This window comes from Silvibacterium bohemicum (assembly GCF_001006305.1).
GTDB classification, from domain to species: Bacteria; Acidobacteriota; Terriglobia; order Terriglobales; family Acidobacteriaceae; genus Silvibacterium; species Silvibacterium bohemicum.
In genome coordinates this window covers 481,514-493,831 of the sequence record NZ_LBHJ01000019.1, presented here as the reverse complement: position 1 = coordinate 493,831, position 12,318 = coordinate 481,514, and the positions used below count along the sequence as shown (strand labels likewise).

Below are 12,318 nucleotides of genomic sequence, written 5' to 3'. Positions count from 1 at the left end.
CAAAGGCCGAATACATTGCCGCAGACTTGTCTCTCGAACGAACTAATCCTTGCAGTCGCGCGGCGGACCATACATTGTCGGTAATAACTGTAGCGAATCAATCAGGCTTGCTGCGGGTGCCTTGGGGTTCGGGATTTCTGTGAAAAAATTGAGACGGTGCCCCCGGCCGCATCATTGATTTTATTGGGTCTTCATTTGGCTTGCTGGCTGTAACTCATTCACTCCGTGAGGCTTTCCCAGATGTCCTTGGGAATGTGCTGCATCGGTGCGGTGATTGATTCCATTTGGGTTGTGGTTCGGTCATTGCTGGGGCTCGACTTAGGTCTGTGGCGATGGCTGCGGGACTTCCTCTGAAGGAGTGGCTGACGATCGGGGTATCCGTTGATCGGAGAGTATCCGATGGGTGCGAGGGTGGACCTTGGTCTTTCTCTTCTGGTGGATGATATGCCGGAAATGGAAGAGGACCGCGCTGGAGTTCGTCGAGCGACTTACGGAGCGGTCTTCTTTGTTCTCTAACTCTATTTTAGTGAGTTAGCCCCTAGTTATGCGCCAAGTATTTTTGGGCTCCGGCGAGGCGGTCTTTGGTCAAACTTCTTCGCGGTCAAACTTCTCGGCGGTCAACCTTCTCTGCAGCACTTATCGCTGACGTTCACGCCGATCCAAGCGTGGTCTGCTCAGCCCCTATAAGCGGGTTTAGGGGTTAGCGGGTCCCCGTTATGCGGTGAGACTTTTTTAGGCAGCGCCTCGTAATTAACTTAATCTTCGTCTGTTCTGCGCCTTAACCGGCTGCGAATCGTCAAGCTGCGGCACCGTCGTCTTGCCTGCTTTACACTCAGAAACAATATTCTTGGAGGAGACCCTCTTGCGTCGTCGAACTTTCCTTGCCACACTTCCGCTGGCCGCGGCCGGCTCTGCTTCCTTCGGTAAAACCTTCGCCGGCATCTCCGATCCGCTGGCCGCGCAGTCAGAGGAGACAAAGGCAGAGCTGAAGAAATACCAGGCTCCGGGCGAGGAGCGCTTTGTCCGTCCCGATGTGCATGCCGGCGACCGGCCGGCGGGCGCGAGCTTCTCCTCCCGCTCTCCGGCGCTGGGATGCTCCGGTGCAGCGGGAACCGCGCACCCCATCGCCACGCAGGCTGCTATCGCGATCCTGAAGCGCGGCGGCTCGGCCGTCGACGCGGCAGTTGCCGCCAATGCCTGTCTCGGTTTTCTGGAGCCGACGAGCTCGGGGCTGGGCGGCGATTGCTACGCGATGCTGTGGGATCCGAAGCAGGCTAAAGTCATGGGCATGGCGAGCTCCGGGAAATCGCCGAAGTCCCTCACGTTGGAAACCGCGCGGTCACGAGCGAAAAACGGAGTGCTGCCCAAGCTGGGCGCGATCTCCGTCTCCACGCCGGGCGCGCTCGATGGCTGGTGGACCCTGCACCAGCGCTACGGCAAGCTGAAGTGGGCGGAGCTCTTCGAGCCGGCGATTCACTATTGCGAAAACGGCGCTCCGGTCCCGCAGATCATCGGCTGGTACATCAAGCGCAATCTGGCAAATTTCGTGAAGGCGGGCTCGGGTGTGGAGGAGACTGCGAATGCGTTGCACACCTATGCGCCGGGCGGGAAGGCTCCCAACGAGTATGACGTTTTTCGCAACCCCGATCTGGCGCGCACCTATCGCATGATTGCGGAGGGCGGACGCGACGCGTTCTACGACGGTCCGATTGCGAAGACCATCGACGCCTACTTCAAGCGCATCGGCGGATGGCTCTCTGCTGAGGACTTGCGCGGACATCATGCTGAATGGATCGAACCACTGGTGACGAACTATCGCGGCGTCGATGTCTACGGCATGGGAGCCAATACGCAGGGACTCGCGACCCTGCAGATGCTGAATATCATCGAGCAGTTCGATGTGCGGGAGATGGGCTTCCAGTCCGCGGCCTCTATCCATGTGCAGGCCGAGGCGAAGCGGCTGGCCTATGAGGATCGCGCGCGCTATTACGCCGATCCGCACTTCGCGAAGATTCCGATTGAGCGGCTCAACTCGAAGGAATATGCGAAGGAGCGCGCCAAGCTGATCAAGCTGGATCGGATACTGACGCCGGTTTATCCGGGCCAGGCGCCGAGCCATGGCGATACGACTTACTTCACGGTGGCGGACAGCGACGGCATGATGGTTTCGCAGATCCAGTCGAACTTCCGCGGCATGGGTTCGGGACTGGTGGCCGATGGGCTGGGTTTCATGTTCCAGGACCGGGGTGAGCTGTTCTCGCTGCAGGATGGGCATCCGAACATCTATGCTCCCGGCAAGCGTCCTTTCCAGACCATCATTCCCGGCTTCGCGACGAAGGATGGTGTGCCCTGGATGTCGTTCGGGGTGATGGGCGGCGACATGCAGCCGCAGGGGCAGACGCAGATCATTCTGAATCGCGTCGATTACGGGCTCGATGTGCAGGCCGCGGGTGACAGCCCGCGCTGGCATCACGAAGGCTCGTCGCAGAGCATGGGCGAAGATCCGGAGGGCCTGGGGCCGAAGGGTGTGTTGCGCCTGGAGGCGGGTGTTCCTGTCGAAACGCGGAAGGCGCTCATCGAGCTCGGGTGGCCGATGGGCGAGAGCGACGGCGGCTTCGGCCGCTACGAGTGCATCGAAAATCGAAAGCAAGGTGCAGACCGGGTGTATGCAGCTGCCAGCGAGATGCGCGCGGATGGCGTCGCGCTTGCCTACTGATGATCGTTCCGAGCAAGTATTCTAATTATTTCCTCCTTGGACGATGCCGGGTTGCAATTTCTTGCGGAGGCTTCTAATCTCTTCAGTCGGATGGAGAGCGGACACTTTGGCGTCGCCAGATTGTCCGCTCGCCGCCGCGGAAGATGCACCTGAGTCTGCTGTGAAAGCGCCGGCGTGGCCGGCTGCTTGATCATGTTCAGGAGGAATTTCGACGACGATGCGACGGCGCGATTTCGTGAAGGCGATGGTGGCGGCTTCGGTCAGTGCCAGAACGATGCTAGGGCAGCAGACCGCAACGCCGGTGGCTCCTTCAGCACCGCCCGCCGCGCCTCCAGCGGCTCCTACCGCACCCGGTCCGGTGCCGTGGATGCGGGGGCTGACGGAAGTGAAACCGCTGCCGATCACGCCGCTGGTTCCGGATGCAGTGGCGCAGACCAATGCCAATTTCTTCGGGGACAAGCAGCTCGCGACACTGCGGCGGTTATGCGAAGTGCTCATGCCTCCCTATAAAAGCTATCCGGGAGCGGCGGATGCCGGGGCACCCGAATTCCTCGATTTTCTTATCGGCGTCTCGCCCGAAGACCGCCAGCAGATGTATCAATCCGGCTTGGACCGTCTCGAGGCCGAGGCGCGGCAGCACTTTGGGACTGCGTTTTCGGCAACTAACGCGGCACAGGCGGATCAACTGTTGCGACCGTGGCTGCGCACCTGGATGACGGATCATCCTCCCAGCGATTCCTATGCCCATTTCATCAATATCGCGCACAGCGATATCCGCACCGCAACGGAGAATTCCCAGGGATGGAGCGAGGCGGCAGCCGCGGCAGGCGAGCGAGATACAAATGAGGGCCTGTATTGGTTTCCCATCGATCCCGATCTGCGCCGCGAGCTTCCTGCGCCGGTGCGGCGGGCGATATCGAAAACCGGCTCGCGGCATTCCTGACATGGCTGGTCTATAGCAGACAAGCACTGCAACACATCAGCAACGCAGAGAGGGAATTTGGCTGAAGAAAAAGTTGACGCGTTAATCATCGGGTCCGGCCACTCGGGTGGAATGGCCGCAAAGGTTCTGACGGAAAAAGGCATCTCGTGCCTGATGCTCAACGCGGGTCCGATTGCGGACGCTCGCAAGGACACCGAGGTGAAGCCGGCCTACGCGCTGCCATTCCGGGGATTCAAGCAGCCGGGTGTTTTGCCCCATGTCTTCCAGTCGAACGAATTCAACGCGAATACCTGGGTCGACGAGCAGGAAGTTCCCTATACCTACGATCCGCAGCAACCTTATAACTGGGTCAGAGTTCGTCTGTTTGGCGGCCGCTCGCTCTTCTGGTCGAGACAGTCGTTTCGTCTCAGCGATTATGAATTCAAGAGCAAGTCACACGACGGCTTCGGAGATGACTGGCCGATCGGCCTCGCCGACCTGGCTCCCTACTACTCGCGCGTGGAAGAAATCTTTCGCGTGCGCGGACGGGCGGAGGGGCTGCCGCAATATCCGGACGGCAATTTTGTTCCGGACGACTCGCCTTGGACTGGCTGTATGCAGCGCTTTATCGCAGCAGGAAAGCAGATGGGCATCCCGGTCTGCAAGGCACGCAGCGCGGTGGGGGTCGATGGCCTGGCCAGCTCGGTCAACCTACTCCTGCCAGACGCCTTCGCGACGGGCAAGCTGCGGGCGATTCCGAATGTTGTGGTGCGTGAGCTTCGTGCGGACAAAAACACCGGGCTTGTGAACGAAGTCCACTTTGTCGACCGTATCTCGCGGCGGGAGATGTCGGTGAAGGCGCGGGTAGTTATTCTGGCGGCGGGAACGCTAGAGAGCACGCGCCTGCTGCTGAATTCCAGGCTCGCGAATTCGAGCGGCGTGATGGGCCACTACCTTATCGATCAGGTCTACGGGCCGGGCATCGTCTGCTCGGTGCCGGAGGCGCGCGACGGCAAGGCGACTCCGGAGCTGATGGGCGGAGGCGCGCTCATCCCCCGCTTTCGCAACATCGACTCCAAGGCGAAGAATTTCATCCGCGGCTATGCGCTGAATCTTTACAGCAGTACAGGCCCCATGGACCCGCGCTGGTTCGCCGAGTATGGAGTGGAGCTGCAGAAGAAGCTGGACATCTACAACGGCAGCCGGTTTTCGACCAGCATCATGGGCGAGGTTCTGGCGCACTATGACCACCAGGTAAGCATCGATAAAAAGGTCGTCGACGCCTGGGACATTCCGGCGCTGCACATCGACACCAAATACACGGATAACGAGTTCAACATGGCTCGCGACGCCGTAGATACCAGCGTGGCCATGGCCGAAGCTGCGGGCTTCGAGGTGCTGACCAAAAATTACGATCCCAACCCGCCTGGCTACAGCATTCACGAGCTGGGCACCTGCCGCATGGGAGATAACCCGAAGACCAGCGTGCTGAACAAGTGGTGCCGGAGTCACGACATCAAGAATCTGGCCGTCGTCGACGGCAGCAGCTTCGTCAGCGGGGGGTGGCAAAATCCCACCATGACGATATTAGCTCTGGCGATGCGGGCCTCTGAGCACCTGGCCGAAGAGATGCGCCAGGGAAATGTTTAAAGTATTCGTTTCAGAATTCAGCGAAAGAGGGTCATGTTGAAGCATTCGCGGAGGAACTTCCTCAAAACCGGCACGGTATCACTGCTTTACGGTTCGGCGCTGTTGCAGAGCGCCGAGGCATTTGCAAAGGCATTGAAAGTGCCGCTGGGACTTCAGCTCTACTCGGTGCGCCAGCAGCTTCCCACCGATTACGACGGCACGCTGAAGCAAATCGGAGCGCTGGGCTATCGCGAGGTGGAGGCGGCCGGATACTTTAACCACTCCGCTGCGGAGGTGAAGCAGGCTTTGAGCGGCGCCGGGCTGAGCCTGGTGAGCGCACACTACTCTTCGGACGATCTGCACAAGCAGTTCGACCAGATTTTGGCTTTTAACAAAGAGCTGGGCGTCGGGCACATTGTTTGCTCTTTTCCGGGATTCAAAGACCCGTCGCGGGTCAAAAATCTATCCGGACGGGAGCGACTCCACGCCTTTACTCTCGAAGACTGGCGCTGGAATGCGGAGCAATTCAACATGCTCGGCGAGAAGGTGAGCGCAGCCGGAATGAAGTTCGGCTATCACAATCACTTTCTCGAATTCAAACAGGTCGATGGGGTGACCCCACTGGATGAGATCATCCGCCTGACCGACCCGGCCAACGTCACCTTCGAGATGGATTGCGGATGGGTGATCGTCGGCGGAGGGAATCCAGTCGACTTCCTGAAAAAATATCCGACTCGCATCTCCATGCTGCATGTGAAGGACTTCAAGAATATCGAGCCCCAATCCAATGCCAATTCCGGAGCCGAAACGCCGCCTACAGTTACCGAATTAGGCCAGGGGACAATCGACTACGCGCCGATTTTCAAGGCAGCGGCGAAGGCCGGGCATATCCGGCACATCTTCGTGGAGCAAGAGGCGTTTGATATGCCGCCGATGGAATCCTTGAAGATCGACGCCGACTACATGCGTAAGCTTGGGGTGGTCTAGCCTGCTCCTATCGCAATTGAAAACGGACAAGACTTAAAATTTCGCTTCAACGCATACCGATCGGATCTCGTTGAGAATGGCTTCGACTGCTGCTGCCGGGTCCGGAGCCTGGGTAATCGGCCGGCCGATGACCAGATGATTGGCGCCGGCGGCGATGGCGGCTGCCGGAGTGGCGATCCGCTTCTGATCTCCCACGGCGCTCCCTGCCGGGCGGATGCCGGGAATGACCAGCGTGAAGTCAGGGAAGCCAGAACGCAGCGCCGCAATCTCTTCCGGGCTGGCGACGAGGCCGGAAATCCCAGCCTGCGAGGCCAATCCGGCCAGGCGCAGGACCTGGTCTGCGGGCGATCCGCTGACTCCGATGGCCGCGAGCTGCTGCTGGTCCATGCTGGTGAGCACGGAAACTGCCAGCAGTTTTGGAGCCGAGGCGAGTTGACTGGCTGCCTCCGCGGCCGCCGCCAACATCGCTGGACCGCCGGCTGCGTGCAGGGTCAGCATGTCTGCGCCAGATGCCGCGACCGATCGAACGGCGCCGGCGACGGTGTTCGGAATGTCATGCAGCTTGAGATCGAGAAAGACGGAGAAGCCCCGGTTTTTCAAGTTGTCGACAATGGAATTGCCTGCAGAAAGATAGAGTTCGAGGCCAACCTTGAACCATTGCACGAGGCCTTCCAGTCGGTTAGTGCATGCCAGGGCCGATTGGGAGTCGGGAAAATCCAGGGCTACAATCAGGCGGGAATCGGAGATAGGAGAGGAAGCAGTCACCGCTCTCTATCTTATCCGCACACCTGCCGGGATGGAGCTTGTTTTGGCAGACTCGGGGGCGGTCAAAAAGATTTATGTGGATGAGCCCGGCACCCCTGGAATGGCATTCCAGGGGTACGTTGCCGAAAGCGGCCCGGTCAATTTTGCAAGGCTGGAGAGAGCGGAAACAGCACTTGAGCAAGCTGAGCGGTATTGTCGACGAGGTCGAGTCGCACTTTGGCGGTGCCGGAAAAGCCAAGGAAACGTGCAGCAGCAAACGAGAGATCGATCACTCGATTCCCGGGAACGGGGCCACGGTCGTTAACGCGCACCACCACCGATTTATGGTTGGTGAGGTTGGTGACGCGGACCAGGGAGCCCAAAGGAAGGCTGCGGTGGGCGCAAGTCAGCCCATTCATGTCATAGTTTTCGCCGCTTGCGGTGGGATGGCCTTGAAAGATCCGTCCATACCAGGAGGCGCGGCCGACCTGGTACCAGTGGTGTTGCTGCTTCTGCGCTGGCTGCACCGGGGTTTGTTCTGCGTTGCCGGCTTGAGTGCCGGAGATGCCAAGCAAGGTCATAATCGCCGCGCTGGCCAGGATCACGTAACGTCGAGTCCGTTTCTCAATTGCGATAGCGTTCATATTCCTCCCTCTCAAATTGTATGCAGTCAAAGAACGTTAAGTCAAACAATCTTAAGGATTTATTTATGCAATTTGCTTGACCATCGTTGCGGGTATGTGATAGGGATTTGGCGCAAATCTGACCCGAAAGTTGCAGGCCATCGTGGCAGGATAGGAGGAGCATGAGCGCAAAGTTGAGTCGTCGGCCGCCCACTTCACCACCTGTTGTTCTGACGATTGCCGGCTTCGATCCGTCTTCGGGAGCCGGCGTGACCGCGGATCTCAAGACCTTCGCCGCGCATCGTCTTTATGGGGTTTCCGCGATCACTGCGCTCACAGTGCAGTCGACTCAGGGCGTAAGAAGGACGGAGCCTGTGGGAGCGGAGATCCTGGGGGAGACGCTTGCCTGTCTGGCCGATGACGTCGAGATCGCGGGAGTGAAGATCGGCATGCTGGCAACGGCGACGAATGTGGCAGCGGTCGCCAGATTTCTCTCCGGAAGCGAGATTTCCCGGGAGCGGATCGTGCTGGACCCGGTCATCCGGTCCAGCTCGGGCAGGGAACTTCTGGATGAAGAAGGGGTAGCCGTACTTCGCGATCATCTTCTCGGACTGGCCGGCTGGGTCACGCCCAACCGTGAGGAGCTGGCGGTGCTCATCGGTAAGCCGATTGCCGGAGAGGCCGAGGTTTCGCAGGCAGCTTCGCAACTTCAGGCGAGATGGGGCGGGCTCAACATCATCGCGACGGGCGGCGACGCCGATCAGCCGAACGACTTTATCCTTGCCGCTTCCGGATCGGAGCACTGGTTTGCGGGCGAGCATATTGAGACATCGGCTACCCATGGCACCGGATGCGCTTTTTCTTCAGCCCTGCTCGCAGCGCTGGTTGGAGGAAAAAAAGACGTGGAGGCGGTGGGCTCGGCCAAGAACTATGTACGCCAGGCGATGCTTGCGGCTTATCCGATCGGGAAGGGTCGAGGGCCGCTGCATCATCTCTATGAATTCGACGAATCCTAGAAGTGTCAGCAATTTTTGGAGCCGGTGAGCAACTTGGTATCGTTGGCGACTTTGGGAGTCGCTAACAATTTTGGGAGTCATTGATCGGGGATCGTTAACAACTTTGGGACGCCAGCGCTGCAAGATTTTGACGCACCCCATGGCATTTGATATAACGACATAGGACGATACGTCTTCCCGCCAGTACACTCCTCAGTAGCTCAATGGCAGAGCATTCGGCTGTTAACCGAAGGGTTGTAGGTTCGAGTCCTACCTGAGGAGCCAATCTTTATTTTGGCGAATTTCGACTCCTTCAACGTAGTATTCCTTTCCACCGTTCTCCTCCGAGGACTAGATAAATAAAAGGGTTGACGGTATGCCACGGTCAGCTTTCCTTTCCTCAGCTTTCCTTCTTCCCCCGCTTTCCGTCTTCCCGGTGGAGTTCGATATTGCAAAATTGGGTGATCTGCGTTTTTCACGTGCTGACTGCTGTTTGAACTGTGGTTCAAGGTCTGAAACCATTTCGAGCAACTGACTTCCCTGGGGGACGCAACTGCTGTTGCCCGCGCGATGTTCGGCGATGGCGCGCTCCAGACGATTCTGCTCGCGCTTCCAGCCCGAGGCATGCCGTTCCAACATCTCTGCCGTAATTCTGCCCTCCACTCTTCATGATCTTGAAGAGTCGCCGAATGCTCCTGCTGTCTAACCCTCCGGCGAGCAATGGAAATAGCTGGCTAAAAGCTCTCGGGAAGCTCAACTTCGGGCCGCCTTGAGGTAAGAGGATGAGGGCAAAGACTGTTTGAGCTTCGGCACAGGAGTTCCTTCTTTAAGTGACCATGCCTTCCAAATTTAGAGGAACAGGGCGTTTCAGTATGGCGAGCCATTCTGTTTATGGGGAGGCGAGGTGTATAAGCTGCGCGCTTCTAACTTAAGTTATCCCCACAGGGGCGCCGATTCCTCAAATGACTCTCACTAACATTAACTAACCTGCGATTAACGTCCCAAAACTTCCCGCAAATGCTAGTTTCTGGGCATGTTTCGTTTCTCCATGCATGGTGCTTCGTTCGATAGACAGATGACGGCTGGGCACTCGGGCATGAGCGCGTGCTTAGGGGGACTGAATTCGTCTGCGCCAATTCCAGGCGATCCCAGAAGACGAGGGATGGGGATCAAAGATCGCTTAAGCTTTGCCGCTGGGTGCGTCGCGCTGTTGTTGTGCGCCGTGAACGTGGCCTACGCTGCCGATGCTCCCTCCGGCGGCACTCCGGCGGCTATCCCGGGCACAGTTTTGGCGGAGAAGTACGATACCGGTGGTCAGGGCAGCGCTTATAACGTGGCTTCTGTTAATGGAACGGACAACGGCTATCGTCCCGACGGAGTGGATCTGCAAACGACCACGGCCACCGGTGGCGGCAATGACATGGGCTGGACGGCTGCCGGTCAGTGGTTCAAATACACGGTTAACGTGGCTACGGCCGGAACCTACATCGTTACTTTCGAGGTAGCCGCGGAGAGCGCTGTCTCCGATGCATTCCATGTTTCTAACTCCACGGGAACGAACCTCAGCGGGCCGGTCGCCGTTCCAGATACTGGCGGATGGCAAGATTGGGTTACAGTAACGGCCACAGTCACGCTTCCAGCGGGAACGCAGACGCTTACCATCGACCAGGATAACGGCGGATGGAACATCTACTCGGCTGCCTTTGTCGCGGCGACGTCGAGCGAAGCGCCTTATGGCGGCACTCCTGCTCCGGTTCCCGGCACGGTCGATGCTTCGAACTACGACACCGGCGGTCAAGGGATTGCCTATATCGTTACTTCGGTGAATGGAACGGCGGACAGTTACCGCTCCGACGGTGTGGACCTGGAGGTAGCTTCGGACACTACGGGAGGCTATGATCTGGGCTGGACATCTGCCGGACAATGGTTCCGCTATACGGTAGATGTGGCCACAGCCGGCGTTTATAACGTCACCTTCCGGGTGGCTGCACCTACCGCCGTGACCGACGGGCTGCATATCTCTAACTCGTCGGGAACTGATCTCAGCGGCTCCGTTAATATTCCCGAGACCGGGGGATGGGGAGACTGGGCAGACGTAACGGCCACGGTCACGCTGCCTGCCGGCGAGCAGGTGTTAACCGTTAACCAAGACAACGCCGGATGGAACGTTAATTATCTGGAGTTCGTGCCTGTCGAAACCGGGGGCGAAGAGCCCTACGGCGGCACGCCCGTTGTCATTCCCGGCACGGTGCTGGCCGAGAACTACGACACCGGCGGCCAGGGCGCCGGTTACAACGTCGCTTCGGTCAACGGGTCGGACAATAGCTATCGTTCTGATGGAGTTGACCTGGAAACGACTTCGGCACCAGGCGGCGGCAACGATCTGGGATGGACGGCTTCCGGACAGTGGTTTAAATACTCGATCAGCGTGGCCGATGCTGGTAAGTACACGGTTAGCTTCGAGGTCGCAGCTCCGAACGCCGTGACCGATGCTTTCCATCTTTCCAACTCCTCGGGCACCAATCTGACCGGATCCATCAATGTTCCCGCAACCGGCGGCTACCAAGCGTGGACGACTGTAACTGCAACGGTTACCTTACCGGCGGGCGAGCAAGTCTTGACGCTCAACCAAGACAACGGAGGCTGGAACATCGACGACTTCGCCTTCTCGACAGGCAGCGGCGTGACTGCCGGGAACGTCTTCGCGCCGTTCGAATACCTTGGGGATCTAAATGACGCTAATCAGCTCCCGGGCATCCTATCGGGTTCCGGGGCTAAGGCTGTGATTCTCGCGTTCCTGGTTCCACAGAGCAACGAGTGCGATCTGGCTTGGGGCGGTGTGAACGGAGCATTGCCAGACGATACGCTCGGCAGTACTAGCGTCGGCACAGAGATTGCGGCCCTGCAGGCGAAGGGTATAACCGTTGCTATTTCCTCTGGCGGAGCAGGCGGCCAGGACGGTTCCGCATATTGCAGCACGGCTGCGGAGACGCAGGCTCTCTATCAGTCGGTAATCGACCAATACCATGTTACCTGGCTTGACTTCGACCTAGAAAATCCCCAGACTTCCGGTCAGCCAGCAAGACGCGCTCAAGCATTGGCGGCCTTGCAGAAGGCCAATCCGGGACTCGTCATCTCCTACACGCTGCCGCTCGGCACAGGCGGACTCAATAACGGCGACAACGGCACTACCGATCTTGCTGATGCCAAATCGGCTGGTCTGAACCTCAATATTGTTAACGGCATGGCCATGGATTTCGGCAACGAAGGCGCCGATCAAGCGACGGAAGCCGAAGAGGGGACTGCTGCTGAAGAGCAACAGGTGAAAGCTGCTGGATTAACTTCGACGATCGGCATTACGGTCTTGCCGGGAACCAGCGACGATGATCCTCCGGTGTATTTCACCCTCGCCAATGCGACTACGGTATTGAACTGGGCAAAAGCGAACAGTTATGTCACGCTACTGTCCTTCTGGGAACTCAATCGCGACAACGGCGGGTGCCCCGGCTCAACGACAGACGAGGATACGTGCAGCGGCGTCAGCCAATCGAACTACGAATTCTCTTCGATATTTGATGTGTTCTAGATCGAGCTCTATTCCACCAACGCGTAGCCCAGATTTCGAACCAGATTCTGGATCTCGATTTGAGATTAGGGATACGCAATCCATTCGGCTCATATGGCCAATTCAGATCCCGGCGA

General features: G+C 58.5%; 8 protein-coding genes and 1 tRNA gene. 7 read left to right on the top strand and 2 right to left on the bottom strand.

The window, feature by feature from the left end; genetic code table 11:
* Positions 1 to 862 precede the first annotated feature (862 nt).
* From ggt to XX99_RS23200, 4 genes are all read left to right on the top strand, one after another.
* Positions 863 to 2,716, top strand: a complete 1,854-nt coding sequence (gene ggt / locus XX99_RS23220; RefSeq protein ID WP_050061774.1) for a gamma-glutamyltransferase — start codon at positions 863 to 865, stop codon at positions 2,714 to 2,716.
* Positions 2,717 to 2,933: 217 nt separating this feature from the next.
* Positions 2,934 to 3,659 (top strand): gluconate 2-dehydrogenase subunit 3 family protein, encoded by a 726-nt coding sequence (locus tag XX99_RS23210; RefSeq protein WP_082125884.1) that lies wholly within the window; start codon positions 2,934 to 2,936, stop codon positions 3,657 to 3,659.
* Positions 3,660 to 3,716: 57 nt separating this feature from the next.
* Positions 3,717 to 5,288, top strand: coding sequence for a GMC oxidoreductase (locus tag XX99_RS23205; RefSeq protein ID WP_082125883.1), 1,572 nt, complete (start codon positions 3,717 to 3,719; stop codon positions 5,286 to 5,288).
* Between the two features lie 33 nt (positions 5,289 to 5,321).
* Positions 5,322 to 6,254, top strand: coding sequence for a sugar phosphate isomerase/epimerase family protein (locus tag XX99_RS23200; protein ID WP_050061771.1), 933 nt, complete (start codon positions 5,322 to 5,324; stop codon positions 6,252 to 6,254).
* Between the two features lie 33 nt (positions 6,255 to 6,287).
* On the opposite strand, the gene pyrF is transcribed toward XX99_RS23200, so the two are convergent.
* Both pyrF and XX99_RS28445 read right to left on the bottom strand, forming a co-directional pair.
* The gene (gene pyrF, locus XX99_RS23195) at positions 6,288 to 7,019 is read right to left on the bottom strand and encodes an orotidine-5'-phosphate decarboxylase (protein WP_050061770.1); all 732 of its coding nucleotides are present in this window, start codon (positions 7,017 to 7,019) and stop codon (positions 6,288 to 6,290) included.
* Positions 7,020 to 7,156: 137 nt separating this feature from the next.
* Entirely contained in the window at positions 7,157 to 7,642 is a 486-nt protein-coding gene (locus XX99_RS28445) for a septal ring lytic transglycosylase RlpA family protein (RefSeq protein WP_050061769.1), read from the bottom strand.
* A gap of 161 nt (positions 7,643 to 7,803) precedes the next feature.
* On the opposite strand from XX99_RS28445, the gene thiD reads away from it, so the two are divergent.
* From thiD to XX99_RS27860, 3 genes are all read left to right on the top strand, one after another.
* Entirely contained in the window at positions 7,804 to 8,637 is an 834-nt protein-coding gene (thiD, locus tag XX99_RS23185) for a bifunctional hydroxymethylpyrimidine kinase/phosphomethylpyrimidine kinase (protein ID WP_050061768.1), read from the top strand.
* 189 nt (positions 8,638 to 8,826) lie between these two features.
* Positions 8,827 to 8,901: transfer RNA gene (locus XX99_RS23180), tRNA-Asn, on the top strand.
* Between the two features lie 877 nt (positions 8,902 to 9,778).
* Positions 9,779 to 12,202 (top strand): carbohydrate-binding protein, encoded by a 2,424-nt coding sequence (locus tag XX99_RS27860; protein WP_050061767.1) that lies wholly within the window; start codon positions 9,779 to 9,781, stop codon positions 12,200 to 12,202.
* The last annotated feature ends 116 nt before the right edge of the window (positions 12,203 to 12,318 follow it).

What these genes read in the sequence shown, in the direction of transcription:
- thiD (WP_050061768.1), top strand. Translation starts at nt 7,804, where the DNA reads ATGAGCGCAAAGTTGAGTCGTCGGCCGCCCACTTCACCACCTGTTGTT.
- XX99_RS27860 (WP_050061767.1), top strand. Translation starts at nt 9,779, where the DNA reads ATGGGGATCAAAGATCGCTTAAGCTTTGCCGCTGGGTGCGTCGCGCTG.
- XX99_RS23200 (WP_050061771.1), top strand. Translation starts at nt 5,322, where the DNA reads ATGTTGAAGCATTCGCGGAGGAACTTCCTCAAAACCGGCACGGTATCA.
- XX99_RS23210 (WP_082125884.1), top strand. Translation starts at nt 2,934, where the DNA reads ATGCGACGGCGCGATTTCGTGAAGGCGATGGTGGCGGCTTCGGTCAGT.
- XX99_RS28445 (WP_050061769.1), bottom strand. Translation starts at nt 7,642, where the DNA reads ATGAACGCTATCGCAATTGAGAAACGGACTCGACGTTACGTGATCCTG.